Source organism: Nocardioides sp. LS1 (assembly GCF_003865225.1).
Taxonomy (GTDB): Bacteria; Actinomycetota; Actinomycetes; order Propionibacteriales; family Nocardioidaceae; genus Nocardioides; species Nocardioides ginsengisegetis.
In genome coordinates, this window is sequence record NZ_BIFF01000002.1 from 1,639,933 (window position 1) to 1,666,068 (window position 26,136).

The 26,136-nt window shown below is 72.2% G+C and carries 26 protein-coding genes; 18 read left to right on the forward strand and 8 right to left on the reverse strand.

What is annotated here, in order from left to right:
- Positions 1-272: 272 nt before the first annotated feature.
- On the forward strand, positions 273-1,265 hold the full coding sequence (locus EJF31_RS22485; protein WP_125037360.1) for a LuxR C-terminal-related transcriptional regulator: 993 nt from the start codon (positions 273-275) through the stop codon (positions 1,263-1,265).
- Positions 1,266-1,278: 13 nt separating this feature from the next.
- Here EJF31_RS22485 and EJF31_RS12590 read toward each other — a convergent pair whose 3' ends face one another.
- Positions 1,279-2,190, reverse strand: coding sequence for a diacylglycerol kinase family protein (locus EJF31_RS12590; protein ID WP_125037361.1), 912 nt, complete (start codon positions 2,188-2,190; stop codon positions 1,279-1,281).
- A gap of 164 nt (positions 2,191-2,354) precedes the next feature.
- Between EJF31_RS12590 and EJF31_RS12595 the strand changes: the two genes are divergently transcribed.
- From EJF31_RS12595 to EJF31_RS12620, 6 genes are all read left to right on the forward strand, one after another.
- On the forward strand, positions 2,355-3,641 hold the full coding sequence (locus EJF31_RS12595) for an adenylosuccinate synthase (protein ID WP_125037362.1): 1,287 nt from the start codon (positions 2,355-2,357) through the stop codon (positions 3,639-3,641).
- Between the two features lie 151 nt (positions 3,642-3,792).
- Entirely contained in the window at positions 3,793-5,028 is a 1,236-nt protein-coding gene (gene purD, locus EJF31_RS12600) for a phosphoribosylamine--glycine ligase (protein ID WP_125037363.1), read from the forward strand.
- A gap of 1 nt (position 5,029) precedes the next feature.
- Positions 5,030-6,448, forward strand: a complete 1,419-nt coding sequence (gene purB / locus EJF31_RS12605) for an adenylosuccinate lyase (protein ID WP_125037364.1) — start codon at positions 5,030-5,032, stop codon at positions 6,446-6,448.
- Positions 6,449-6,518: 70 nt separating this feature from the next.
- Entirely contained in the window at positions 6,519-8,774 is a 2,256-nt protein-coding gene (locus tag EJF31_RS12610) for a M57 family metalloprotease (RefSeq protein ID WP_125037365.1), read from the forward strand.
- 34 nt (positions 8,775-8,808) lie between these two features.
- The gene (locus EJF31_RS12615; RefSeq protein WP_125037366.1) at positions 8,809-9,093 is read left to right on the forward strand and encodes an acylphosphatase; all 285 of its coding nucleotides are present in this window, start codon (positions 8,809-8,811) and stop codon (positions 9,091-9,093) included.
- Between the two features lie 91 nt (positions 9,094-9,184).
- Positions 9,185-9,742, forward strand: coding sequence for an antibiotic biosynthesis monooxygenase (locus tag EJF31_RS12620; RefSeq protein ID WP_125037367.1), 558 nt, complete (start codon positions 9,185-9,187; stop codon positions 9,740-9,742).
- Positions 9,743-9,752: 10 nt separating this feature from the next.
- Here the strand turns inward: EJF31_RS12620 and EJF31_RS12625 are convergent, their stop codons facing one another.
- Positions 9,753-10,364, reverse strand: coding sequence for a hypothetical protein (locus tag EJF31_RS12625; RefSeq protein WP_125037368.1), 612 nt, complete (start codon positions 10,362-10,364; stop codon positions 9,753-9,755).
- A 56-nt stretch (positions 10,365-10,420) separates the two neighbouring features.
- Between EJF31_RS12625 and EJF31_RS12630 the strand changes: the two genes are divergently transcribed.
- From EJF31_RS12630 to EJF31_RS12645, 4 genes are read left to right on the forward strand one after another with little or no spacing between them, the layout of a single operon-like run.
- Positions 10,421-10,948: a hypothetical protein gene (locus tag EJF31_RS12630; protein WP_221767535.1), complete on the forward strand. Its 528-nt coding sequence runs from the start codon at positions 10,421-10,423 to the stop codon at positions 10,946-10,948.
- A gap of 37 nt (positions 10,949-10,985) precedes the next feature.
- On the forward strand, positions 10,986-11,885 hold the full coding sequence (locus EJF31_RS12635; RefSeq protein WP_260430810.1) for a hypothetical protein: 900 nt from the start codon (positions 10,986-10,988) through the stop codon (positions 11,883-11,885).
- Between the two features lie 9 nt (positions 11,886-11,894).
- Entirely contained in the window at positions 11,895-12,779 is an 885-nt protein-coding gene (locus EJF31_RS12640) for a phosphoribosylaminoimidazolesuccinocarboxamide synthase (RefSeq protein WP_125037369.1), read from the forward strand.
- A 5-nt stretch (positions 12,780-12,784) separates the two neighbouring features.
- Complete coding sequence (locus EJF31_RS12645; protein WP_221767536.1) at positions 12,785-13,192, forward strand: SRPBCC family protein; 408 nt, start codon at positions 12,785-12,787, stop codon at positions 13,190-13,192.
- Here the strand turns inward: EJF31_RS12645 and EJF31_RS21885 are convergent.
- Positions 13,189-13,362, reverse strand: coding sequence for a hypothetical protein (locus tag EJF31_RS21885; protein ID WP_185736230.1), 174 nt, complete (start codon positions 13,360-13,362; stop codon positions 13,189-13,191). The genes EJF31_RS12645 and EJF31_RS21885 overlap by 4 nt on opposite strands.
- Positions 13,363-13,454: 92 nt before the next feature.
- Here EJF31_RS21885 and EJF31_RS12650 point away from each other — a divergent pair, with 92 nt between their 5' ends.
- On the forward strand, positions 13,455-15,047 hold the full coding sequence (locus tag EJF31_RS12650) for a long-chain fatty acid--CoA ligase (RefSeq protein WP_260430811.1): 1,593 nt from the start codon (positions 13,455-13,457) through the stop codon (positions 15,045-15,047).
- A gap of 9 nt (positions 15,048-15,056) precedes the next feature.
- Here the strand turns inward: EJF31_RS12650 and EJF31_RS12655 are convergent, their stop codons facing one another.
- Positions 15,057-15,554: a general stress protein gene (locus EJF31_RS12655; RefSeq protein ID WP_221767581.1), complete on the reverse strand. Its 498-nt coding sequence runs from the start codon at positions 15,552-15,554 to the stop codon at positions 15,057-15,059.
- Positions 15,555-15,625: 71 nt separating this feature from the next.
- Here EJF31_RS12655 and purS point away from each other — a divergent pair, with 71 nt between their 5' ends.
- From purS to EJF31_RS12670, 3 genes are read left to right on the forward strand one after another with little or no spacing between them, the layout of a single operon-like run.
- The gene (purS, locus tag EJF31_RS12660; protein ID WP_125037372.1) at positions 15,626-15,901 is read left to right on the forward strand and encodes a phosphoribosylformylglycinamidine synthase subunit PurS; all 276 of its coding nucleotides are present in this window, start codon (positions 15,626-15,628) and stop codon (positions 15,899-15,901) included.
- Positions 15,898-16,566, forward strand: coding sequence for a phosphoribosylformylglycinamidine synthase subunit PurQ (purQ, locus tag EJF31_RS12665; protein WP_125037373.1), 669 nt, complete (start codon positions 15,898-15,900; stop codon positions 16,564-16,566). The genes purS and purQ overlap by 4 nt, the downstream gene beginning before the upstream one ends.
- Complete coding sequence (locus tag EJF31_RS12670) at positions 16,563-17,003, forward strand: DUF3817 domain-containing protein (RefSeq protein WP_125037374.1); 441 nt, start codon at positions 16,563-16,565, stop codon at positions 17,001-17,003. Before purQ ends, EJF31_RS12670 begins: the two co-directional genes overlap by 4 nt.
- Positions 17,004-17,122: 119 nt before the next feature.
- Here the strand turns inward: EJF31_RS12670 and EJF31_RS12675 are convergent, their stop codons facing one another.
- Together EJF31_RS12675 and EJF31_RS12680 are read right to left on the reverse strand one after the other, a co-directional pair.
- Positions 17,123-18,493 (reverse strand): glycoside hydrolase domain-containing protein, encoded by a 1,371-nt coding sequence (locus EJF31_RS12675; protein ID WP_125037375.1) that lies wholly within the window; start codon positions 18,491-18,493, stop codon positions 17,123-17,125.
- Positions 18,494-18,714: 221 nt separating this feature from the next.
- Positions 18,715-20,181 carry an MFS transporter gene (locus EJF31_RS12680; protein ID WP_125037376.1) on the reverse strand — a complete coding sequence of 489 codons (1,467 nt, stop codon included), beginning with the start codon at positions 20,179-20,181 and terminating at the stop codon, positions 18,715-18,717.
- Positions 20,182-20,293: 112 nt separating this feature from the next.
- On the opposite strand from EJF31_RS12680, the gene EJF31_RS12685 reads away from it, so the two are divergent.
- On the forward strand, positions 20,294-20,845 hold the full coding sequence (locus tag EJF31_RS12685; protein ID WP_125037377.1) for a TetR/AcrR family transcriptional regulator: 552 nt from the start codon (positions 20,294-20,296) through the stop codon (positions 20,843-20,845).
- Positions 20,846-20,912: 67 nt separating this feature from the next.
- Positions 20,913-23,174: a phosphoribosylformylglycinamidine synthase subunit PurL gene (purL, locus tag EJF31_RS12690; RefSeq protein WP_373994713.1), complete on the forward strand. Its 2,262-nt coding sequence runs from the start codon at positions 20,913-20,915 to the stop codon at positions 23,172-23,174.
- 10 nt (positions 23,175-23,184) lie between these two features.
- Here purL and ppk2 read toward each other — a convergent pair whose 3' ends face one another.
- On the reverse strand, positions 23,185-23,982 hold the full coding sequence (ppk2, locus tag EJF31_RS12695; RefSeq protein ID WP_125037378.1) for a polyphosphate kinase 2: 798 nt from the start codon (positions 23,980-23,982) through the stop codon (positions 23,185-23,187).
- A 144-nt stretch (positions 23,983-24,126) separates the two neighbouring features.
- Between ppk2 and EJF31_RS12700 the strand changes: the two genes are divergently transcribed.
- Positions 24,127-24,867: a S9 family peptidase gene (locus EJF31_RS12700; protein ID WP_125037379.1), complete on the forward strand. Its 741-nt coding sequence runs from the start codon at positions 24,127-24,129 to the stop codon at positions 24,865-24,867.
- Here the strand turns inward: EJF31_RS12700 and EJF31_RS12705 are convergent.
- A complete protein-coding gene (locus EJF31_RS12705) occupies positions 24,851-26,122 on the reverse strand; it encodes an MFS transporter (protein ID WP_125037380.1) in 1,272 nt (423 codons plus the stop codon). The two genes, EJF31_RS12700 and EJF31_RS12705, sit on opposite strands and share 17 nt — an antisense overlap.
- Positions 26,123-26,136: the final 14 nt, after the last annotated feature.

Consider the following 26,136-nt stretch of genomic DNA (forward strand, 5'->3'; position numbering starts at 1 on the left):
CTGCTGCTCCTGCGAAAGGGGGCGGGGGTGAGCGGCAAGGCTATCGGGCCGGGGCAGAAGGAAGGGCACCGGAACCGTCCCCTGTGGCGATTCCGGTGCCCTTTCCGGCGCTGTCTGCTCGACCTCATCCCCCGATGTGGGTCGTGCGAGTGGTGGTGCCCATCCCCGAGACATGTCCCGAGACGCACGACCACCTGACGCGCCCGCCCAGCGTAGAACTGACAGGTCCATGCCAGTTGGCTAGCACCTGTCGCTGTCATTAACCTGCCACCATGCCTCGCCCTGCCCCGGACAGCATGATGACCGCCCTCGGCTTTCCCGCGTCCGTCGAACGGATCTACCAGAAGGTGCAGCTCCAGTCGGGGCGCGAGCTGCTGTGGGTCGCCTCGGCGCTCATGTCGACTCCCGACCAGCTGCTGGCCGAGCTCAGGCCGCTGCTGGACACCGGGATCGCCCGGGTCGAGGACTCCCGGCTCTACATCGACTCCCCGGCCGAGGCACTGGCCCGGATGGCGGCGGTCTCCGCCGCCCGCGCGGGCGAGGCGCACGACCGGCTCGAGGGCCTGGCTGCAGCCATCCCGTTCCTCACCGCCGGCGCGGTCCGCCCGGCGCCCGGCGACGTCCACGACATCACCCCGATCGACGGCGAGATCAGCTCCGGCGGCCAGCCGGTCGGGCTGATCGCGGCCCTGATCGCGCAGAGCAAGGGGGACATGCTCTGGCTGCGGCCCGACCAGTGGCGGATCCCGCGCGAGGACGCGATGTTGAAGGTCGTCGGGGACCTGATCGCCAGCGGCCGCAAGTCCCGCGCGATCTACCCGGTCCGCGCCCTCCACGAGGCGCCGGCGACGCTCACCGCCCGCGCCGAGGTGGGGGAGCAGATCCGGGTGCTGCCCGACCTCCCCACCCGGATGTTCATCATCGGCACCACCCACGCGGTGCTGCCGGAGCCGATGGGCTTCGCCGACGAGCCGCGCTCGCTGGTGCGCCAACGCGGCCTGGTCGAGGCGCTCACCCTGCTCTTCGAGCTGCTGTGGGAGCGGGCCGCGCCGGTGCCTTCCCTCGACCGTGGCGAGGCACGGCCGGACCTGCGGCGCTTCCTGCTGCAGCAGCTGGCCACCGGCGCCCAGGACGAGCAGATCGCCCGCACCCTGGGGATCAGTCTGCGGACCGTGCGCCGCCGGGTGGCCGACGTGCTGACCGAGCTCGGTGCCGACACCCGCTTCCAGGCGGGCGTCGAGGCCAGCAGGCGGGGCTGGCTCTAGGCCGTTCTGCCGGTCACGGCAGGACCATGGAGTACGCCGCGGGCTCGAGGTGCCAGGTCCGCTGCCGCTCGGGACCGTAGATCTCGCCGTCGGCGCTGCACCAGAACTCCTCGCCCGCGACGGAGACGCGGGTGCCGCGGACGTACTCCACGTCCTCGCGCTCGTGGTGCGTGGCGCGGCCCAGCCGCACGGCGTACAGGAGTCGCGCCACCGGCCCCGTGGACCGGCTGATCATCACGTCGAGGCGGCCGTCCTCGGTGTCGGCCTCGGGGGTGATCTCCGCGCCACCGCCCACCGACGAGCCGTTGCCGACGGCCACCATCAGCACCGGCTGGTGGAAGTCGTTGACGACCTTGCCGTCCACCTCGACCCGCAGCCGGGTGACGGGCGGGTTCCAGGCGGTCATGGCCGCGCCGATCGGGTAGCCGAGCTTGCCGAGGTTGGCCTTGCCGACCCCGACCGAGCCGAGCCGGGTCTTCCAGCGGGCGCCGCGTCGGCTCGCGTTGGCGCCGGCGCCGACGTGCACGTTGTTGACCACGATCTGCCCGACCTCGTCGACGACGAGGTCCATCGGCCGCACCTCGCCGTGCAGCACAAGCCTCGCGGCCTGCTCGATGTCGAGGGGGATGGCGTTGCCGCGGGCGAAGTCGTTGCCGGTGCCGAGGGGCAGGAGCCCGATGACCGCGTTCTTGAGGTCGTTGCGGCGGTGCAGGGCCGCGATCACGGCGTGCAGGCTGCCGTCGCCGCCGGCCACCACGATCCGGCGGCTGCCCGCCCGGTGCAGCACACCGTCGAGCTCGCCGGGGTTGGAGGTCGCCTGCACCTCGACGGAGGCCTCGGCGCGCAGGATCGTCAGGGCCTGCTCGAGCGACTCCTCGTCGGCAGTGCCGGCGTCGCTGTTGGTGATGACGAGGAGTGGGTCCATTCGCCGGACACTATCCGAGCGCGAGGGGTGGTGAGGCACCCCTTTGGTAACGTGTGGCCGCAAGAGCCCCGGTGCGCTGTTGCCGGGGCCGCTTGCATTTACCGATGCAGGAGCTCCCCGGTCGTGCGCCGTCGGCTGACGCATGACCCATGAAGGAGGCAGCGATGCCCGCCATCGTGATTCTCGGCGCCCAGTGGGGCGACGAGGGCAAGGGCAAGGCGACCGACCAGCTCGCGACGACCGAGACGATCGACTACGTCGTCCGGACGAGCGGCGGCCACAACGCCGGCCACACCATCGTCGTCAACGGCGAGAAGTTCGCGACCCATCTGCTGCCCAGCGGGATCCTCACGCCCGGCGCCACCTCGGTGATCGCCAACGGCGTCGTGGTCTCGCCCGAGGCGCTGTTCCGTGAGCTCGACTCGCTCATCGAGCGGGGCGTCGACGTCGCCAACCTGGTCGTCTCGGCCAACGCCCACGTCATCGCGTCCTACCACTCCACGATCGACAAGGTCACCGAGCGTTTCCTCGGCAAGAACCAGATCGGCACCACCGGCCGCGGCATCGGACCGGCGTACGCCGACAAGATCAACCGGGTCGGGGTCCGGATCGCCGACCTGTTCGACGAGGGCATCCTGCGGCAGAAGGTCGAGTCCGCGCTCGACGTCCGCAACCACCTGCTGACCAAGGTCTACAACCGCCGGGCGATCGAGGCCGACGCGGTCGTCGAGGAGCTGCTCTCCTACGTCGAGCGCCTCCGCCCGATGGTGGCCGACACCTCCCTGCTGCTGAACGACGCGCTCGACCGGGGCGAGACGGTGCTCTTCGAGGGCGCCCAGGCCACGATGCTCGACGTCGACCACGGCACCTATCCGTTCGTGACGTCCTCCAACCCCGTCGCGGGCGGCGTCTGCGTCGGCGCCGGCGTCGGCCCCACCCGGATCGACCGGGTCATCGGCGTCATCAAGGCCTACACCACCCGCGTCGGCTCCGGTCCCTTCCCGACCGAGCTCTTCGACGAGGACGGCATCAACCTGCAGAAGATCGGCGGCGAGATCGGCGTCTCGACCGGCCGCACCCGGCGCTGCGGCTGGTACGACGCCGTCGTCGCCCGCTACTCCTCGCGCGTCAACGGCCTCACCGACTACTTCCTCACCAAGCTCGACGTGCTCGACCACTGGGACCGGATCCCGGTCTGCGTGGCCTACGAGATCGACGGCAAGCGGGTCGAGGAGATGCCGATGACCCAGACCGAGTTCCACCACGCGAAGCCGGTCTACGAGTACTTCGACGGCTGGAAGACCGACATCTCCGGCTGCCGCTCCTTCGACGACCTGCCCAAGAACGCCCAGACCTACGTCCAGGCGCTCGAGCAGATGTCCGGCACCCGCATCTGGGGCGTCGGCGTCGGACCCGGCCGCGAGCAGACCATCGAGGTCCACCCCGCCTGACCGACCCGTCGCCTGTTCACCCGGTACGACCCCGAGCCGTCGTCAATTGACGACGGCTCGGAGCTCCTGGAGGACAACAAGCGACGGGTCGGCGTTTCGACGGGCGGCGCGGGGCGAGGCGTAAGGCCGGTGGGCATTAACGTTGACGCCCGTGAAGACCCTCGTGATCGGCACCGGAGGCCGCGAGCACGCCCTAGCCCGCGCCCTCGCCCAGGACCCGTCGGTGAGCGAGGTGCACGCGGCCCCCGGCAACCCCGGCATGGCCGCGGTCGCCACGCTCCACCCGGTCGACCCGATGGACGGCGCCGCGGTCGCCGACCTCGCCGAGCGGCTCGGCGTCGACCTCGTCGTGGTCGGCCCGGAGGCGCCGCTCGTCGCGGGCGTGGCTGACGCGGTGACCGCCCGGGGCATCCACGTCTTCGGCCCGAGCGCCGCGGCCGCGCAGCTCGAGGGGTCCAAGGCCTTCGCCAAGGACGTCATGGAGGCGGCCGGCGTCCCGACCGCCCGGGCGTACGTGTGCACCACGCCCGAGGAGGTCGCGGCCGCGCTGGACGAGTTCGGGCCGCCGTACGTCGTCAAGGACGACGGCCTGGCCGCCGGCAAGGGCGTCGTCGTCACCGAGGAGCGCGACGCCGCGGTCGAGCACGCGGCCAGCTGCGAGCGCGTGGTCATCGAGGAGTACCTCGACGGCCCCGAGGTCTCCCTGTTCGCGATCACCGACGGCACCACCGTCCACCCGCTCCAGCCCGCCCAGGACTTCAAGCGCATCCACGACGGCGACCAGGGCCCCAACACCGGCGGCATGGGCGCCTACACGCCGCTGCCGTGGGCGCCGCCCGGCCTCGTCGCGGAGGTTCTCGAGACCGTGCTGCAGCCGACCGTCGACGAGATGGCTCGCCGTGGCACCCCCTTCGCCGGACTCCTGTACGCCGGCCTCGCGCTCACCTCGCGCGGCACCCGCGTCGTGGAGTTCAACGCCCGCTTCGGCGACCCGGAGACGCAGCCGCTGATGGCGCTGCTCGACTCCCCGCTGTCCGACCTGCTCGTCGGTGCCGCCACCGGCACCCTCGCCGACGTGCCTGCACCGCGCTGGAAGGACGGCGCCGCGGTCGCGGTCGTCGTGGCCAGCAAGGGCTACCCCGAGAGCTCCTCGTCGGGTGACCTGATCACCGGGCTGGACGCGGTCGAGGCCGTCGAGGACGTCCACGTCATCCACGCGGGCACGGCGATGTCCGGTGACGACCTGGTGACCGCCGGCGGCCGGGTGCTGGCCGTCGTGGCCACCGGGGCCGACGTGGCGGCCGCCCGGGCCGCGGCGTACGCCGGCGTGACCCACGTAGAATTCGAGGGAGCCCAGCACCGCTCCGACATCGCGGCAGGAATCTGACTTGAGCGTCCCCAACGTCCTCGCCACCCGCTACGCGGCGGCCGACCTCGCCCACATCTGGTCGCCCGAGCACAAGATCGTGCTCGAGCGCCGGCTCTGGATCGCGGTGCTCAAGGCCCAGCGCGACCTCGGCATCGAGGTGCCCGACGGCGTCGTCGAGGCCTACGAGGACGTCGTCGACAAGGTCGACCTCGAGTCGATCGCGGCCCGCGAGCGGATCACCCGCCACGACGTGAAGGCGCGGATCGAGGAGTTCTGTGCGCTCGCCGGGCACGAGCACATCCACAAGGGCATGACCTCGCGCGACCTCACCGAGAACGTCGAGCAGCTCCAGGTCAAGCAGTCCCTCGAGCTGCTCCGCGACCGCGCCGTCGCCACGCTCGCCCGGCTGGCCCGGCTCGCCGCCGAGCACGAGACCACCGTGATGGCCGGCCGGTCCCACAACGTCGCGGCCCAGGCCACGACCCTCGGCAAGCGCTTCGCGACCGTCGCCGACGAGATGATGATCTCCGTCGAGCGGGTCGAGGACCTCCTCGCTCGCTACCCGCTGCGCGGCATCAAGGGCCCGATGGGCACCGCCCAGGACATGCTCGACCTGCTCGACGGCGACGCCGCCAAGCTGGCCGACCTCGAGTCCCGGGTCGCGGCCCACCTCGGCTTCGACCGGGTGCTCACCAGCGTCGGCCAGGTCTACCCGCGCTCGCTCGACTTCGACGTGCTGTCGGCCCTGGTCCAGCTCGTGGCCGGCCCGTCCAACCTCGCGACCACGATCCGGCTGATGGCCGGCAACGAGATCGTCACCGAGGGCTTCAAGGAGGGCCAGGTCGGCTCCTCGGCGATGCCGCACAAGATGAACACCCGCTCCTGCGAGCGCGTCAACGGCCTGGCCGTCATCACGCGCGGCTACCTCTCCATGGTCGGCGAGCTCGCCGGCGACCAGTGGAACGAGGGTGACGTCTCCTGCTCCGTCGTACGCCGCGTGGCCCTGCCCGACGCGTTCTTCGCCGCCGACGGGCTCTTCCAGACCTTCCTCACCGTGCTCGACGAGTTCGGCGCGTTCCCGGCCGTCATCCAGCGCGAGCTCGATCGCTACCTGCCGTTCCTGGCCACCACCAAGGTGCTGATGGCGGCGGTCCGCAACGGCGTCGGCCGTGAGACCGCCCACGAGGCGATCAAGGAGGCCGCCGTCGGCACCGCCCTCGCGATGCGCCAGGGCCAGGCCGAGAACGACGTGTTCGCCAAGCTCGCCGCGGACGACCGGCTCGGCCTCACCACGGCCCAGCTGGAGTCGCTGGTCGCCGAGCCGATCACCTTCACCGGGGCGGCGGTCCAGCAGGTCGAGACCGTCGTACGCCGCGTGGCCGAGCTCGCCGCCCGGCACCCGGAGGCGGCGGCCTACACGCCGGGCGCCATCCTCTGAGACCCCCGCCCAGGGGTGGTTCACCAGATCTGAGCATGTGGCCCGGGTGCGTATCCGCCTACCGTGACGCATGCCCAGGCCCCGTTCCGCGTCGCTCCTCGTCGCGGTCCTCGCGACGCTCGCGGTGCTGGCGGTCCCCCTCGCCCTGAGCCAGGGGGCCGCGACGGCCGCGCGCGGAGCGGTGGTCCACACGGCAGACTCGGCAGGAGCGCCCGACCCGGAGGCGAGCGGAGACCCACGGGTCGCCCCGGTCGCCAGACCCCTCGCCGGGGACGGCGTCCTGCCGAGCCGTGCATCGATCAGGAAGTGGCCGGGCCGCACGATCCCCTACTGGGTCAAGCTGCCGGACAAGTTCATGTGGTCCTTCAGGGCCGCGATCCACGCCTGGAACGACACCGGCCTGGACATGACCTTCAAGCAGGTCCCGAAGTCCAAGGCCAAGCTCCGGATCTTCGTCGGCGACACCGGCGGCTCGGACGGGCTGGCCACGGTCGGCTACCAGTCCTCCAACTGGGTGCACCTCACCCCGGGTCTCCTCAACCCCATCCCGAGCGCGAGCGAGGCCTACGTCCGCGTGGTGGCGGCCCACATCATCACCCACGAGCTCGGCCACAACCTCGGCCTCGAGCACACCGACGGCTGCCACCTGATGACGCCGATCCTCTACCTGCCGGACTGCCCGATGATGGCCGACAAGATCGGTTATTACGCCTGCCGCATCGTCGACGCCCAGGCCCTGGACCGCACCGTCAGCCTGTACGGCGGGACGCGGCGGCTGGCCGCCAAGGCGTGCCCGCTCGACCCGGCCCCCCAGGCCCTCTCCGGGGTCGACTTCGCCGGCGGGCTCGCGGCGGACAAGCCGATCGCGATCACCTGGACCCCGCCGTCCAACCCGCCGCCCGGCGGCAAGGTCGACGTCCTCATCGCGCCCGGCGGGACGTGCAACTTCCCGGTCGTCAAGGACTACTGGGGCGAGGCGACGTACTCCGACAACGTCCGGGTCCTGCGCGTCGACCCGACTGCCGGCGTCTGGCACCAGACGTTCACCTACGTCGACACCAACTGCTACGGCGTCCAGCCGGTCAACCAGTCGGGTGCGGGGCCGAGCCCGGTCACGCACACCCTGACCAGCTGGGTCCAGGCCCCGGCACCGCCGACCCTCGACGTGGTCCGCCGCGCCCTCGGCTCGCCGGGCGACTACTTCGCGGGCGTCACCTGGCCGAGCGACAAGGTCAACCTCGCGGTCCTGAGCCGCCCCGCCGGCCAGTGCGCCACGACCTGGCCGGACGGCGAGCCCTTCGCCAAGCACCTCGTCTACGCCCCTGCGGGCGAGCCGGTCCAGGTCCACACCGACGTCACCGACCCGTGCCTGTCCTTCTTCACCGTGCGCCAGGACGGCGGCCGCGCGAGCAAGACGGCTGCGACCTGGCAGGTGGGGGAGGAACCCGCGCCGGCGCCGCCCGTCGTGTCCTCGGTGCGGCACGTGGTGGGCTCCGACCGCTACTCCTTCACCGCGACCTGGGACTACAACGTCGCCCGGCTCGCCGTGCTCGTCCAGCCCGAGGGCAGCTGCGCGACCACCTGGCCGGCCGGTGAGGACCCGCTCGCCCACGAGCCCATCGGGGGCGAGGTCGAGGCCCCCGGACTGGTCCGCCCCTGCCTGTCGTTCTTCACGTTCAACGCGACGGGCGGGGCCGGCGCCGCCGTGGTCCGGCAGGTCACCGCGGCGCCCGCGCCCGGTGCCCCCACGATCACGTCGGTGACCCGTGCGCCCGGCGGGCCTTTCCGGATCCACGCGACCTTCGACGCGACGCGCTTCTCGCTGGTCTCCCAGGTCGACAGCGGCTGCATCACCACCTGGAGCGACCTCGACCCCTCGGCCTACGTCCTCCAGCCGACCTGGGACGACCCCACGGTCTTCGAGATGTACGTCGACCCGTCCGCGCACCCCGACTGCCTGTCGTTCTTCCTCGTCAACGACGACGGCGTGGTCGGGCCGGGCACGACCTGGCCGGTGCCCGCCGCGCCAGCGCCGCCGACGCTGTCGATCACCGGGCTCACCCTCGACTCCGGCTACGTCCAGGGCGTGACCAACCTGGACCTCGACCTGTTCGCGATCGCGGTCATCGAGGGCGCCCAGGGCAGCTGCGTCAGCTCGTTCCCGGCCGGCGAGGATCCCGCCACCTACCAGGCCTACTACTACGCAACCGGCACGGGCACGCAGGTCAGGATCGACATGCCCGTCGCGCACGCCCACCCGTGCCTGGCGTTCTTCGCCTACAACGCCGACGGCGTCGTCGGAGCGGTCACCAAGAAGCAGCTGTAGCCAGCGGCCCGCCCGCGAGCGGCATCATGGGCCCATGACCGGGACCCCGACCATCGCCGTCGACGTCGTGGTGAGCGGCCGCGTCCAGGGGGTGTCGTTCCGGGCGTACGCCGAGGCCGAGGCCCGGCGGCTCCGGGTCACCGGCTGGATCCGCAACGAGCCCGACGGGTCGGTCGCCGGGCACTTCGAGGGCCCGCAACCGGACGTCGACGCCCTCGTGGCGTGGTGCCACCAGGGATCGCCGTACGCCACGGTCCGGAGGGTCGCCAGCAGCCCGGCGCCGGTCGCCGGGCACCACCGGTTCGAGGTCCGCTACTGACCATGTGACCGGCCGTGTGACCGGACGTGTGACCAAGCGCGCGTCGCCGGTCGTTTGGGGCCACCCGCGCCCGCCGACGACCATGGACCGCATGAACACCCCCGTCACGGTCTCCATCACCCGCCACGTCGACCCCGACCGCGAGGCGGAGATGGTCAGCTGGATGCAGGCGGGCCAGGGGCTCGCGGGGAGCTTCGCGGGCTTCCTCGGCGCCGGCTGGGTGCGGCCGGAGCAGGACTCCGAGACCTGGCACGTGCTCTACCGCTTCGCCGACGCCGACTCGCTGGCCACGTGGGAGTCCTCCCACCAGCGGCAGTGGTGGCGCGACGCGGGCGCCGGGCTCGGCGTCGTCGACTCCCGCGTGGAGCGACGTACGGGCATCGAGGGGTGGTTCGACGACCCGGCCAACCGCGACGTCCGCGAACTCTCCGTCACGCCATCGGCGCCGCCGCGCTGGAAGCAGGCCAGCGTGATCTTCCTGGTGTTCTACCCGCTCAGCGTGCTGGTCAACTGGCTGCTCGGGCCGCACGTCGCGCCGCTCCTGCTGCCGCTGCGCGTGCTGGTCACGGTCGCGTTGATGACGCCCGTGATGACGTACGTCGCCCTCCCGTGGATCACGCGGCGCATGGCGTGGTGGCTCAACCGCTGACCTCGCCGGGTCAGACGCGGGCGTGCCCGTCGTGGTTGGCCAGCTTGGCCGCCACGGTGCGGAGGTCCTCCCGCCACACGTCCTCGGGGCCCGCGGGGAGGATGTCGTACCACTCCACGGCGTAGGAGCCGATGACCTGCTCGCCGAGCCCCGCGGGCCGGGCGATGAACCACAGGTGCAGGTGCTCGGCCCCGTCGCCCCACTTGTCGACGTGGACGCGCGCGATGTTCGGCAGGTTGCCCATGATCCGGTGCAGCCAGACCTGGAGCCGGCCGTACTCCGCGGCCATCGCGTCGTCGAGGTCGGTGAGGTCGAGGTGCTCCTTGGGCTGCAGGAACAGCAGCAGCGGCAGCCCGCCCCGCTCCCGGGGGTGCGTGACGACCCAGCGCTCGTTCTCCCAGATCACCCCGCTGAACCCGGCGCAGGCGTGGCAGCCCTCGCCGCCCTCGCCCTGCCGGGGCTTCTCCGGGGCCGGCCGGGCGAGGCGCTTGGGGGCGATCGCGCCGTCGACCACCTCCCAGGGGAAGACGTCCCACTCGCCCATCGAGGGCATCGGCAGGCGGCCGTCCTCACCGACGGCGGCGACGACTCGGGCGTGGATCTCCTCGGCACTCTCCGGCATGGCCTCACCCTGCCATCCGGATGTTTCAGGAGGCGTCCCCGGGGGAGGGAGACGACATGACCACTCTCTCGGGAACCACCCACCGTCCCTCCTCCCGCGCCCGGCTCGGCCGGACCGGCACCGGCCTCGCCGCGCTGGGCCTGGCCGCCGCCGGCACCTTCGGCCTCGCCGGCGCCGCCTCGGCCGTCACGCAGGCCAGCGCCGAGTCGCAGTTCAGCGCCGCGGGCATCACCTGGAGCTCGTCGGGCAACTGCACGACGCGCAGCAACTCCACCTGCACGTCCTTCGACGGCATCCGCCAGGCCACCATCGACGGCGCCAGGACGCTCAAGGGTGCGAGCGGCTGCGCCCTCAACATCACCGGCGGCACGGAGGTCGGCCACGCGTCCGGCACCTACAGCCACTACAACGGCTACAAGCTCGACTTCACCCACACCACCTGCCTGACCAGCTGGGTGCACAACACCTACACCTCCATCGGCCTCCGCGGCGACGGTGCGCCGCAGTACCAGGCGGCCTCGGGCAACATCTACGCCGACGAGGGCAGTCACTGGGACGTCACCTACTACACCTGCGGTTGCTGACGCCCTGCGGGACGCCAGCCTGACTACGGTGGGGGGCGTGGCCCTGCCCGCGCTCCCCACCCTGGCCCCCTCCGTCGAGGACTTCGACGACAGCGTCGCCCTCGTCGTGCCCGCGCCGGGGCCCGGCCCGGGCAACTGGGCCGGTGCGGCCTCCGCGCTGCTGGTCGACGGCACCTACTGGCTCACCTACCGCGTACGCCGGCCGCTCACCGACGGGCGCGGCGTGACCGTGGTCGTGGCCCGGTCGCAGGACGGCGTCGCCTCCGAGCCGGTCGCCGAGGTGCATCGCGACGCCTTCGGGGCGGAGTCCTTCGAGAAGCCGGTGCTGGTGCCGGTGCCGGGCGGCTGGCGGCTCTACCTCTCGTGCGCGACGCCGGACAGCAAGCACTGGTGGGTCGACAGCCTGACCGCGACCACGGTCGAGGGCCTGCCGGCCGGCGAGCGGCGGGTGGTGCACCCGGGATCGGACCTGGTCGGCGTCAAGGACCCCGTGGTCACGCACGGGCCGGGCGGCTGGGAGATGTGGCTGTGCTGCCACCCCCTGGACCTGCCCGGGCACGAGGACCGGATGACCACGCGTCGGCTCTCCTCGGCCGACGGCCTCGCCTGGCAGGACCACGGCGAGGTGCTCGCCGGCACGCCGGGCGAGTGGGACGCCCGCGGGGCGCGGGTGACGACGGCGCTCGGCGACGGCTGGTTCCTCTACGACGGCCGCCCGGACGCCGCCTCCAACTGGTACGAGACGACCGGGCTCGCGCGCTGGGACGGCGCCCGGCTGGTGCCGGACCGGACCGTCGGGCCGCTGAGGTCGCCGTACTCCGACGGGGCGCTGCGCTACGCCAGCGCCGTGCGGCTGCCCGACGGGCGGACCCGCTTCTACGTCGAGGCGTCTCGGCCCGACGGCGCTCACGACCTCGTGACGATGCTCCGCCCGTAGGCTGCCCCCGTGGCCGACCTCAACATCCCCGACGCCCCCGTGCTCGAGGGCGCGACCCACCTCCACTCCGGCAAGGTGCGCGACCTCTACGAGCTCGCCGACGGCCATCTGCTGATGGTGGCCAGCGACCGGATCTCGATCTTCGACTTCGTGCTCGACAGCACCATCCCCGACAAGGGCGAGATCCTCACCCGGATGTCGCTGTGGTGGTTCGACCAGCTCACCGACCTCGTGCCGAACCACGTGGTCTCGACCGACGTCCCCGACGCGGTTCGCGGCCGCGCCGTCGTCTGCGAGCGGCTCGACATGTTCCCCGTCGAGTGCGTGGCCCGCGGTTACCTCACCGGCTCCGGCCTGCTCGACTACCGGGCCACCGGCGAGGTCTGCGGCATCGCGCTGCCGCCGGGTCTCGTGGACGGCTCCCGGCTGCCCGGGCCGGTGTTCACGCCGGCGACCAAGGCCGAGCTCGGCGAGCACGACGAGAACGTCTCGTACGACGCCGTCGCGCGCACCATCGGCGAGGCGGACGCGGCCGCGCTGCGCGACCTCACCATGGCCGTCTACGGCCGGGCCGAGGCGATGGCCCGCGAGCGCGGCATCATCCTGGCCGACACCAAGCTGGAGTTCGGCCGTCGCGCCGACGGCGTCACGGTCCTCGGCGACGAGGTGCTGACGCCCGACTCGTCGCGCTTCTGGCCCGCGGCCGAGTGGCAGCCGGGTCGCGCGCAGCCGTCGTACGACAAGCAGATCGTGCGCGACTGGGCGCTCTCGCCGGCCTCGGGCTGGGACCGCGCCTCGGGCGAGGCCCCGCCGCCGCTGCCGCCCGAGGTGGTCGAGCGCACCCGGTCCCGCTACGTCGAGGCCTACGAGCTCCTCACCGGGCTGCGCTGGTAGCCGTCGTGGATGTCCCGTTCCCGGTGTCCTCCGAGGCTGCCTTCGACTACCTCGTCGACCCGGTCCACCGGCCGGAGTGGCAGTCGTCGCTGCGGCGCGTCGAGGACGTCGACGGCGAGCCGCGGGTCGGCCAGACCTGGACCGACGTGACGGTGCCCGGCCTCCGCCCGGCGATGGAGACGACCGTCCTCGAGCGGCCGCGCCGGTGGTCCGAGCGGGGCACCTGGCGCGGCGTCGCCGCCACCCTGACGCTGACGTTCGCCGACGCTCCCGGCGGTTGCACCGTGCACGCGGACTTCGCGATCACCGGGCGCGGGCCGCTCGGCCCGGCGCTGCGCCTGCTGACGGTCGCGTCGCGACCGGCCGTGCGCGCGGACCTGCGGCGCGCGGCGGAGATCCTCGGGAAACGCTAGGAGCGGCGGGCGCCGAGCCGGTGGTGCGTCGGGACGGGCGCCTCGCCCAGGGCCCCGATGTGACCGGTGCGGAAGGGCATCACGAGCGGGTCGTGCTCGTGCCGCCGGAGGGAGATCCGACCCAGGACCACGAGTGAGAGGGCGATCAGCCCGAGCATCAGCCACACCATGTCCGGCACGGTACGCCTCCGCAGGCGTCCTGTCAGCGGACGCGGGTGCAGGTGTTCGGACCCCTGAGTAGGTTGGCCCCACCGATCCCGACGTGACGGAGGCCACCGTGAGCACCACGGCGTACAACCTGGCAACCCTGCTCGAGCACAGCGCCGAGACCTACCCCGACCGCGAGGCCATCGTCCTGGCCACTCCTCAGGGAGGGAGCACCCGGCTGACCTACGCCCAGGTCGACGGCGCGGCCAACCAGGTCGCCAACCTCCTGGTGGAGCGCGGCATCGAGCACGGCGACAAGGTCGCACTGAGCTGCGCCAACCTGCCGTACTTCACGATCGCCTACTACGGGATCCTCAAGGCCGGCGCGACCGTCGTCCCGCTCAACGTGCTGCTCAAGGCGCGCGAGGTGGCCTACCACCTCGGCGACGCCGAGGCGAAGGCCTACCTCTGCTTCGAGGGCACCGCGGAGCTGCCGATCGGGCAGGAGGGGTACGCCGGGTTCCAGCAGGCAGACGGCTGCGACTCCTTCTTCCTCATCACCGTCGACCCGGCCGCAGCGTCGCCGATCGAGGGCGCCGAGACGCTCGGCAGCGCGCTGGCCGGCAAGCCCCCGACCTTCGACACCGTCGACACCGACGAGGACGACACGGCCGTCATCCTCTACACCTCCGGCACCACGGGCCAGCCCAAGGGCGCGGAGCTGCGGCACCGCAACATGCGCGACAACGCGCTGGCCGGCCGCGACCTGTTCGGCGCCGACGCCGATCACCCCGACACCTACCTCTGCGTGCTGCCGCTCTTCCACTCCTTCGGCCAGACCGTCATCCAGAACGGCGCCTTCGCCTTCGGCGGCACCGTCGTGATGCTGCCGCGGTTCGACGCCCAGCAGGCGCTGGCGGTCATGGGCCAGGAGGAGGTGACGTTCTTCGCGGGAGTCCCGACGATGTACTGGGGCCTGCTCGGCGCGCTGGATGCCTCGGTCGACGTGGACCGCCTCGCCCGCAACCTGCGGATCGCCGCCGCCGGCGGCTCGGCCCTGCCGGTGGAGGTGCACAAGGACTTCCAGAGGAAGTTCGGGGTGACCATCCTGGAGGGCTACGGCCTCTCCGAGACCTCCCCGGTCGCGAGCTTCTCCCCGCACGGCGAGCCGGTGCGGGTCGGCTCGATCGGCCACCCCATCCCCGGCGTCGAGATGAAGCTGCTGCAGGCCGACAGCTGGGACGAGGCACCCGAGGGCGAGGTCGGCGAGATCGCGATCAAGGGCCACAACATCATGAAGGGCTACTACAACCGGCCCGACGCCACCGACGAGGCGATCCGCGACGGGTGGTTCCGCAGCGGCGACCTGGGCCGGCGCGACGAGGACGGCTGGTACTACATCGTCGACCGGTCCAAGGACATGATCATCCGCGGCGGCTACAACGTGTACCCGCGCGAGATCGAGGAGGTCCTGCTGACCCACCCCGACGTGTCGCTCGCCGCGGTGATCGGCGTCCCCCACGCGAGCCACGGCGAGGAGATCAAGGCCGTCGTGATCCGCAACCCGGGCGCCACCGTGACCGAGGAGGAGCTGGTGGCGTGGGGCAAGGAGCAGATGGCCTCCTACAAGTACCCGCGCATCGTGCAGTTCGTCGACGCGCTCCCGATGACCGCGACCGGCAAGATCCTCAAGCGCGAGCTGGCCTGACCGGCCGGTTCAGGCGAACGGGTCGGGCAACGAGCCCGGCAGCCCGGCGAGCAGCTCGCGCGCCCGGGCTGCCGACTTGTGCTCGACCAGCACCTCGTAGCGGGTCGCGACGACCTGCGTGACCGAGGAGAAGTCGCGCTGTCCCCGGGTCGCGGCATAGCCGACGAGCGCCCACACGAGGCCGAAGACGGCGCCGAACAGGAGCGTCGAGAGGATCGTCGCCAGCCCGTTGCCGTCGGTGAAGAGGGTGAAGACCAGGCCGACGAACAGGCCCAGCCACAGCCCCGACAGGGCGCCGCCGGCGGCGACCCGGCCGGTGGTCAGACGCCCCGTGATCCGCTCGATCCGCTTCAGGTCGGTGCCGACGATCATGCACTGCTCGACCGGGAACTTGTTGTCGGAGAGGTAGTCGACGGTGCGCTGGGCGGCCGCGTAGTCGTCGTACACCGCGAGCGACTGGGGGAACTCCAGCCGCAGCGCAGCGGGGCCGGGGAGTCCGGAGGGGATGCTCATGCATCCAGTGTGACCGAACCTCCGTAGGATGAGGCCGCACCTGCCCCCGCACCCAGGAGCCACCCGTGCCCCGAGTCGTCGTCGACGTCATGCCCAAGCCCGAGATCCTCGACCCCCAGGGCAAGGCCGTGCTCGGCGCGCTGCCGCGCCTCGGCTTCTCCGGGGTCACCGAGGTCCGCCAGGGCAAGCGCTTCGAGCTGGAGGTCGCCGGCGAGCTGACCGACGAGGTCCTCGAGCAGGTCCGCCAGATGGCTGAGACCCTCCTGTCCAACCCGGTCATCGAGGACTTCACCGTCTCCGTCGAGACCCCCGCCGGGACGCCCGCCGGGACCGTCGCGTGAAGGTCGGGGTCGTCACCTTCCCGGGCTCGCTCGACGACGTCGACGCGCAGCGCGCGGTCCGGATCGGCGGCAACGAGGCGGTCGCGCTGTGGCACGGCGACCACGACCTCAAGGGCGTCGACGCGGTCGTGCTGCCCGGTGGCTTCTCCTACGGCGACTACCTCCGCTGCGGTGCGATCTCCCGCTTCTCCCCGGTCATGGCCGAGGTGATCGAGGCGGCCGGCAAGGGCATGCCCGTGCTCGGCATCTGCAACGGCTTCCAGATCCTGTGCGAGTCGCACCTGCTGCCCGGCGCGCTGATCCGCAACGACCACCGCAAGTTCGTGTGCCGCGACCAGCTGCTGCGCATCGAGAACACCTCGACGCCGTGGACGTCGTCCTACGCCCAGGGCGCCGAGATCACCGTGGTGCTCAAGAACGGCGAGGGCGGCTTCGTCGCGGACACCGAGACCCTCGACCGACTCGAGGGCGAGGGCCGGGTCGTGGCCCGCTACCTCGAGGTCAACCCCAACGGCTCGATGCGCGACATCGCCGGCATCACCAACGACCGCGGCAACGTGGTCGGCCTGATGCCGCACCCCGAGCACGCCGTCGAGGACCTCACCGGGGCCGGCACCCAGGGCCTCGGCTTCTTCACCAGCCTGACGGAGGCCGTCTTCTCGTGACCCCGCTCCACCTCTTCCGCCGCGTCGCCGTCGCGGAGGCCATCACCTGGGCGCTGCTGCTGTTCGGGATGACGTTGAAGTACTCCGGTGTCACCGAGATCGGCGTTCGCGTCTTCGGCATGGTCCACGGCGTCGTCTTCATCTCCTACTGCCTCGTCACGGTTCTGGTCGGCGTCGACCAGCGCTGGTCCCGGGGCCGCGTGCTGCTCGGCCTGGCCTGCGCGGTCCCGCCCTTCATGACCGTCTGGTTCGACCGCTTCGCCGAGAAGCGCGGCGCGCTGGGCGACACGTGGCGTCTCGTCGCCTCGGAGCCGGCCTCCACCCTCGACCGTCCCGTTGCCTGGCTGCTGCGCAACCCGGCTCGTGGAGCCGTCGCCGGTCTCGTCGCGGTCGCGGCGCTCACCGGCGTCGCCCTGCTCGTGGGCCCGCCCGCCTGACCGACCCGTCGCTTGTCGACGTGAGATCGTCCCGACCCGTCGTCAATTGACGACGGGTCGGCGCTCTGTGCGGTCAGCTCACGACGGGTCGGCGTGCTGTGCGGTGAACAGGCGACGGGTCAGCGCGCCCCGGCCGCCAGTCCCGCCCACGACTCGGCGTTGGCCACGCCGGACGTCTCGAAGCCCACGCGGGACTGCCACGACTTGAGCGCCACGGTGGTCGCCGCGTCGAAGACACCGCTCGCGTTGAGCTCGGTCTGCGGGTTGGCGGCGTTGAGGGTGCGCTGGAGCCGGCGTACGGCGGGTCCGGCGGAGCCGTACTTGAGCACCGGCTGCGGGCCGGCGATGAGCAGCGACATCCAGTTGGACTTGGTCCAGCGGTCGGAGACCTTGAAGCCGTGGGCGGCCTGCCACTGGTGCACGGCCGCCACGACGGCGGGCGAGTAGACGCCGTCGAGCTTGCCCTTGTACGCGCCCTGCTCGGTCAGCACGCACTGCAGCGCCTTGACCTTGACCGGCAGCTTGGTGCCCGGCTCGAGGACCTCGTACTTGTAGAACGCGATCTTGGTGCCGTTGCAGTGCGTCTCGGGGTCGGCGTAGGAGCCCTGGCCGAGGTCGAGGAAGTTGCGGTCGATGTTGATCCGCACGCGACCCCACGTCTCGTCGTGGCCGCCCTGATACTGCTTGACCCGGGCGTGCGGCTGCCAGCCCTCGTTGCGGACGTACGACGTGGAGGTGTTGGCGTGGCCGTCCCACCGGGCGATCCAGATCGCGTCGGGCAGGTCGAACGTGCCGGGGCGGTTGACCCGGGCGTCGTCGAGCATCGTGATGCCCGAGCCCGCACTGGAGTAGACGCCGGAGACGTAGCCGAGGGCGTGGATCTTCGTCGTCCACGCCGAGAGGAACGCCAGTGCCGACTCACGGCAGTTGGTGTTGCCGAGGTCGAAGCCCTCGAGGTCGTACCACAGCGTGCTGCCCGCGACGATGCCGAGCGCCTTGGCGTCCGCGACGGTGGTGCCGGCCTCGTCGGTGCCCATCGTGCGGGCGAGGGAGTACCTGCCGTACTTGCCGGGCTTGGGATTGATCGTCGGGTCGTCGCCGTAGCGGGGGAAGCGGGGCTGGCAGGAGGCCTGGGGGCCGAGGGTGATCGGCAGCAGCCGCCAGCCGTTGGCCAGCTGGGTGCTCACCCAGGACGGCGTCAGGTTGGGCTGGTTGCGGCAGGCTCGGGACTTGCCGGAGATGTAGATGCCCACCGCGAGGAACGGCGAGTGGTTGAGCCAGCGGTTCATCTCCCACTGCTTGGGCGCCAGGCACTGGTCGAAGCCGTAGCCGGTGAAGTCGCCGGGCGTCACGACGTTGCCGTCGGCGCGCGCGGGCGTGGTCAGCGCGCCGGTCGTCAGCACGAGGGCGAGGGTGGTGAGGAGGGCGACCACCCCGCTCGCGAGGGTGCGGAGGATCCGGGGGGCGGTCCGGCTGGCGAGGCGCTGCATGGGGGTACTCCAGGTGGCGAGGGACTGCTCCGAGGCGGGTCTGTCGTCAGGGGCTCGAAAGACCTTAACCTCACAAGTCACACCCGTAACAGGAGTCGCGGGAACTACAGATCTGTAATTCGATCGGCGGGCGTCCCCTCAGACAGGTCACGCCCGGTTACCCGGCCGAGGGCGCCTCTGTGGGGGCGCCTCGGACCGGACAACCGGGCGTGACAAGCGGGTCAGGCCGCGTCGGCCATCGCCAGCGACTCGGCCGGGTCGGTCGCCTCCAGGGCCTCGACCGGGCGACGCGCCGGCCGCAGTACGACGGTGCTGACGACGAGGGCGAGCGCCGCGAAGGTGGCCGAGGTGAGGAAGGCCGCCTGCAGGCCGGGCACGAAGGCGCCGGGCACGGCGCCCGCGGCGTACACCGAGACGATCACGGCGACCCCGATGGCCGATCCGAGCTGCTGCGTGGTCTGCAGCAGGCCCGAGGCCGACCCGGCGTGCTCGGGCTCGACGCCGCCGAGCACGGTCGCGGTGATCGGCATGAAGACGAAGCCGGTCGCCAGGCCCGCGATCAGCATCGGCCCGAAGACCGCGCCGAGGTAGGTGTCGGTGGTGCCGATGCTGCTCAGCCAGGCGTAGCCGACGACGAGCGCGGCGGTGCCGATCATCAGCATCGTGCGCGGGCCGAGCCGGCCGATCAGCCACGGCGTGACCCGCGACATCGCGAAGATGCCGAGGCTGAAGGGCAGGAAGGCGAAGCCGGACGCGAGCGGGCCGAAGCCGAGGACGCGCTGGACGTACTGCACGACCAGGAAGAACATCGACAGGTTGGCGCCGATCACCAGCGCCATCACGGCCAGCGCGCCAACCCGGCGGCGGTTGCGGACGAGGTGCGGCTGGACGAGCGGGTGCGGGTGCCGCGCCTCGGTGCGGGCCAGGACGGCGAGCAGGGCGAGGCCGAGCGCGAAGCCGCCGAGCGTGCGGGCGGAGGTCCAGCCGTGCTCGGGGGTGCCGATCAGCGCCCACACCAGCGAGACGGCGCCGACGGTGGCGGTCGCGGCGCCGACCAGGTCGAACCGCCCGGTACGCCGCGGGGTCTCGTCAACGAAACGGCGGGCGAGCAGCACGACGGCGATGCCGAGCGGCACGTTGATGAAGAGCGTCCAGCGCCACGAGCCGACGTCGGTCAGCAGGCCGCCGAGGATCAGCCCGATCGAGGCGCCACCGGACGAGACGGCGCCGAAGAGGGCGAAGGCCCGGTTGCGGGCGGCCTCGTCGGGAGCACTGGTGGTGAGCAGGGCCAGCACGCTCGGGGCGGCCATCGCGGCACCGACGCCCTGCAGGGCGCGGGCGGCGACCAGCTGGCCCGGGGTCTGGGCGAGCCCGCCCAGCAGGGAGGACACGGTGAAGAGCGCGAGGCCGATCTCGAAGAGGCGGAGCCGGCCGCGGACGTCGCCGAGGCGTCCGCCGAGCAGGAGCAGCCCGCCGAAGGCGAGCGTGTAGGAGTTGAGCACCCACGACAGCGACGCGGGGCCGAAGCCGAGATCGGTGTCGATGCGGGGGAGGGCGACGTTCACGACGGTCGCGTCGAGCACGAGCATGAGCTGGGCGACGAGCACGATCGCCACACCCGTCGCCGCGCGGCCGGCGTTGGCCGGCAGCTCGGTGGGCAGGCCCGGCGAGGAGGTGGTGGAAGACATGGGGCGGTTGTCCTGTTCTGGCCGTTGCGGCCGACGTAGACTTAACGGAGAATGACTCCGGTTCTGGGGTCAACCATACGGAGACCGTCTCCGTTTAGCAAGGGGTGAGTGAATGCGCGCCGATGCACAGCGCAATCGGGACCGCATCGTCGAGGTCGCGAGGGACGTCTTCCGCGAGCAGGGGTACGACGCGTCGCTCGACGAGGTCGCCAAGCGGGCCGGCGTCGGCGCGGGCACGCTCTACCGGCACTTCCCGCAGCGCGAGAACCTCCTCGACGCGATCATGCAGAGCTGGGTCGACCGGGTGAACGACGCCGCCGACAAGGCGGTGACCCGCGAGGGGACGCCGCGCGAGCAGCTGCTCGCCTGGTTCGAGACCTACGTCGGGCTGATCTCGGTCCACAAGGGCGGCCCCGCCAAGATCACCAGCGCGATGGGGCACGAGGAGTCCCCGATCCGCACCAAGTGCCAGACCCTCGCCGCGGCCAACGACCGGGTCCTCGACCACCTCCGCGAGGCCGGTGCGCTGCGGCCCGACGTCGACTCCGTGCAGATGTGCCGGCTGGTCGGCGGGGTCGCCACCGTGGCCGACCAGGGCGAGCTCGACGCGGCCGTCGTACGCCCGCTCCTCGAGGTCGTCGCCGACGGCGTCCTGGCCCCGTAGTCGCCGGAGCGTCCGCCGCACCACTCCGGCTCCGCGCCCGCCCGGCGCCGCCGGTAGATTGACGCCCGTGCCAGAGACCCGGATCGCCAATCTCGACACCGTTGCCGTCGCCTCCGAGGACCCCCACCACGCACAGCCGTGGGCGGACCTGGGGCTGAAGGCCGACGAGTACCAGCGGATCCGCGAGATCCTCGGCCGTCGACCCACCTCCTCCGAGCTCGCGATGTACTCCGTGATGTGGAGCGAGCACTGCTCCTACAAGAGCTCGAAGGTGCACCTCAAGCAGTTCTCCGAGATCCCCCAGGAGACCCCAGCCGGCAAGATGCTGGCCGGCATCGGCGAGAACGCCGGCGTCATCGACATCGGCCAAGGCTACGCCGTCACGTTCAAGGTCGAGAGCCACAACCACCCGTCGTACGTCGAGCCCCACCAGGGCGCCGCGACCGGCATCGGCGGCATCGTCCGCGACATCCTCGCGATGGGCGCCCGCCCGGTCGCGGTCATGGACCCGCTCCGCTTCGGCCCCCTCGACGCCCCCGACACCCACCGGGTGCTGCCCGGGATCGTGGCCGGCGTCGGCGGCTACGGCAACTGCCTGGGCCTGCCCAACATCGGCGGCGAGGCCGTCTTCGACGAGACCTACCTCGGCAACCCGCTCGTCAACGCGCTCTGCGTCGGCGTGCTCCGCCACGAGGACCTCCACCTGGCCAAGGCGAGCGGCGTCGGCAACCAGGTGATCCTCTACGGCGCCCGCACCGGCGGCGACGGCATCGGCGGCGTCTCGGTGCTCGCGAGCGAGACCTTCGACGCGGACGGCCCCGCCAAGCGGCCCAGCGTCCAGGTCGGCGACCCCTTCATGGAGAAGCTGCTCATCGAGTGCACCCTCGAGATCTTCGCGGCCGGCCTGGTCGCGGGCATCCAGGACCTCGGCGGCGCCGGGCTCTCGTGCGCCACCTCGGAGCTGGCCAGCGCCGGCGACGGCGGCATGCACGTCGAGCTCGACCGGGTGCCGCTGCGCGACTCCACGCTCGCGCCGGAGGAGATCCTGATGAGCGAGTCGCAGGAGCGGATGATGGCGGTCGTCGAGCCCGACGACGTCGCGGCGTTCCTCGCGATCTGCGCCAAGTGGGACGTCGAGGCGGTCGTGGTCGGCGAGGTCACCGACACGGGCCGCCTCCAGATCGACTGGCACGGCGAGCGCGTCGTCGACGTGCCGCCGCGCTCGGTGGCCCACGACGGGCCCACCTACCACCGCCCGTTCGCGCGCCCGGACTGGCAGGACGCCCTCCAGGCCGACGCCGCCGAGGCGCTGCCGCGGCCCACGACCGGCGACGAGCTGCGCGCGACGCTGCTGCGCCTGGTCGCCAGCCCCAACCTGTGCGACAAGTCCTGGATCACCGACCAGTACGACCGCTACGTCCGCGGCAACACCGTGCTCGCCCAGCCCTCCGACAGCGGCATGGTCCGCGTCGACGAGGAGACCAACCTCGGCGTCGCCGTCTCGACCGACTGCAACGGCCGCTTCGCCAAGCTCGACCCGTACGCCGGCGCGCAGCTCGCCCTGGCCGAGTCCTATCGCAACGTCGCCACCGGTGGGGCTACCCCGCTCGCGATCTCGGACTGCCTCAACTTCGGCTCGCCCGAGGACCCCGACGTCATGTGGCAGTTCGCCGAGGCGTGCCGGGGCCTCAAGGACGGCTGCCTCGAGCTCGGCATCCCCGTCACCGGCGGCAACGTCAGCCTCTACAACCAGACCGGCGAGACCGCGATCCTGCCGACCCCGGTGGTCGCCGTGCTCGGCGTCATCGATGACGTCACGCGCCGTACGCCGTCGGCCTGGAGTGCCGCCGGCCAGCAGGTCTTCGTGCTCGGTGAGTCCCGCGAGGAGCTGTCGGGGTCGGAGTGGGCGCACGTCGTCCACGGCCACCTCGGCGGACGCCCGCCGGTGGTGGACCTGGCCGCCGAGAAGGCGCTGGCCGAGCTGCTCCGCGAGGGCGTCGGCCTGCTGACCTCGGCGCACGACCTCTCCGACGGCGGGCTGGGCCAGGCGCTGGTCGAGGCCGCCCTGCGGCACGGCGTCGGCGCGACCGTCACGGTCCCGGGCGACGCGTTCCTCGGGCTCTTCGCCGAGTCCGCCGGCCGCGTCCTGGTGACCGTCGCCCCGGGTGACGAGGACCGGCTCGCCGACCTCGCCGCCCGCCACGGCGTCGCCCTCACCGGTCTCGGCGTCACCGGCGGTGACGCGCTCGTGGTCGACGGCCAGTTCGAGGCGCCGCTCGCGGAGCTGCGCGAGGCGTGGACCGCGACGCTGCCGGCCGCGCTGGGCTGAGCAGCAGGGCTCAGCCCTTCAACGTGGCCGCGTGGTCCGGCACCGCCCGGAAGAGCTCGCGCGGCGGCCGCTCGTAGTCGTGCCCGGGAGGCCGGGGCGGGAGCTCGACCCGACCCCACGTCGGCGCGACGTAGGGGATCGTCGAGAGCAGGTGGGCGATCATGTTGAGGCGCGCGCGCCGCTTGTCGTCCGCCTCCACGACGTACCACGGCGACTCGTCGAGGTCGGTGTGGACGAACATCTCGTCCTTGGCCCGGGACACGGCCTCCCACTTCTCGCGGATCATCAGGTCGTTGTCGGAGAACTTCCAGCGCCGCAGCGGGTCCGAGAGGCGCGCGACCAGCCGACGTTCCTGCTCTTCGTCGCTGACGGAGAACCAGTACTTGCGCAGCACGATCCCGTCGTCGATCAGCATCCGCTCGAAGGTCGGGCACTGGCGCAGGAAGAGCCGGTGCTGCTGGGGCGTGCAGTAGCCCATCACCGGCTCGACGACCGCGCGGTTGTACCAGGACCGGTCGAACAGCACGATCTCGCCGGCCGCCGGCAGCTGCTCGACGTACCGCTGGAAGTACCACTGGGTGCGCTCGCGGTCGCTGGGCGTGGGCAGCGCGACCACGCGGACGTGCCGCGGGTTGAGGTACTCGGTGATCCGGGTGATCGTGCCGCCCTTGCCGGCCGCGTCGCGCCCCTCGAAGACCACGACGACCCGCTGCCCGGTGTCGCGCACCCACTCCTGGAGGTCGACCAGGTCCTCCTGGAGCCGCAGCAGCTCCGCCTGGTAGACCTTGCCGCCGATCCTGTCCGCCACGACCGACCTCCCTCGCTCCTGCTCAGGCTAGCGCCGGACGGCTGCCATCATGGGGCCGTGCAGCCGAGCCGGAGGAGCGTCCTCGTCCTGGCCGGCCTCGGACTCCTCACAGCCTGCGGGGACGGATCGACCAGGGAGACCGCCATGCCCGGCAAGACCCACGCCTACGGTGAGGACCCCAGCCAGTTCGGGGAGCTCCACCTCCCCCAGGGCACCGCCAAGGGGGTCGTCGTGGTCATCCACGGCGGCTTCTGGAAGTCCGCCTACGACCTGTCGCTGGGTCGGCCGCTCGCCGCGTCGCTGGCCGCGGACGGCTGGGTCGCGTGGAACCTGGAGTACCGCCGCGTCGGGCCCGCCCGATCGGGCGGAGGAGGCGGCGCCCCGGCCACCCTCGACGACGTCGCCGCCGGCATCGACGAGCTGGCCGAGCTCGACGTCGACACCTCCACGGTGCTCGCCCTGGGCCACTCCGCCGGGGGCCACCTCGCGGCCTTCGCCGCGAGCCGCGGCCGTTTCGACCGCTGGGCCGCGAAGGTCCCGCTGACCGGCGTCGTGTCCCAGGCCGGCGTGCTCGACCTGCGCGCGGCGTACGACGACGGGCTGGGGAGCGGGGCCGTCGAGGCGTTCCTCGGCCACCCGCCGGGCCCCGACGACGCGCCCGCCGACCCCATGCAGCAGGTGCCGCTGGACGTCCCGGTCGTCTGCATCCACGGCACCGGCGACGACATCGTGCCGATCTCGCAGTCCGAGCAGTACGTAGCCCACGCGACGGCCGCCGGCGCCAGCGCCGAGCTCGTGGCGGTCGACGGCGACCACTTCACGCTGATCGACGCCGGCTCCGCCGCGTGGACCCGGACGCTGGCGATCCTCAACGACCTGCGCTGACCGCCTCGGCGGGTGCGGCCGCGGCGAGCTCGGCCTGCCAGTGGATCGGGCGCGGCACGTCGCGGACGCTGCGCGCCAGGGTCGGGACGAGGGCGCACAGCGCGGTCGCGACCGCCATCGCGGCCACGGCGGCAGGACCTCCCAGCGTGCTCAGCAGCACGCCGCCCAGCACCGGTGCGAGCGGCATCACCGACATGGCGAGGAAGCGTGTCGCTGCCCCCATCCGGCCCTGGAGGTGGTCCGGGGTCTGGGCGATGGCGTAGGCGCTGATGCCCGCGTTGCCGGCCGGGTTGAGCAGGAGCCCGACGCCGAGCGCGAACGCGACGACCAGCGGGTTGTTCCAGAAGATGATCGGGATGACCAGGGGCACGAAGCTCCACGCGCCGATCACCGTGAGTCGGCCCGTGGCCATGCGGTCGATGATCGTGGGCGCCGCCACCGCGCCGAGGAGGCCGCCGATGCCGGCGGCGGTCTCGACGAGGCCGATCTCGGCGGGGTGGAAGCCCGCGCGGATCAGCCGGATGATCGCGACGAAGAAGATCCCGTTGACGACAAGGTTCGACAGGGCGGCGTAGACCAGCAGGGCCCGGAAGAACGGTCGAGCCAGGATGAACCGCAGCCCCTCGGCGATGTCCTGGCGCGGGCTGGGTCGCGGGCCCTCGTGGACCGGTGCGGAGAGGTCGGTGCGGATCCGGCCGAGCATCACCCACGAGACGGCGAAGCTGAGGGCGTCGGCGGCGAACGGCAGCCAGCGGGTGACGCCGTACAGCAGGCCGCCGATCGGGCCGCCGACCAGCGAGGCGACGTGCTGCCTGGCCTGGTTCTGGCTCAGCGCGGTGGGCAGCTCCTCGGTCGACACCACGGCGCGGACCGCGGAGGTCTCGGCCGGGCCGAAGCACCCGGTCGCGACGCCGGTCAGCAGCGCGACGACGACGAGGTGGGGGATGGTCAGCGCGTGCATCAGTCCGGCGACGACGAGTGAGGCGTAGAGCAGGACCCCAGCCGCGCTCGCCATCCGCATGACGCGCTGCCGGTCGGTGCGGTCGGCGAGGACCCCGGCCGGCAGGAGTGCCGCGCACATGCCGAGCAGGTGCGCCGCCTCCACCAGACCCGCCTGGACGGGCGAGTGGGTCAGCGCGAAGGCCAGCAGCGGGAAGACGAACATGCTCACGGCGCTGCCGAGCTCCGAGACGGTCTGCCCGACCCACAGGACGGAGAAGTCGTGGTTGCGGGCGAGCGAGCGGTATCCGGTCATGTCCCGCACCATAT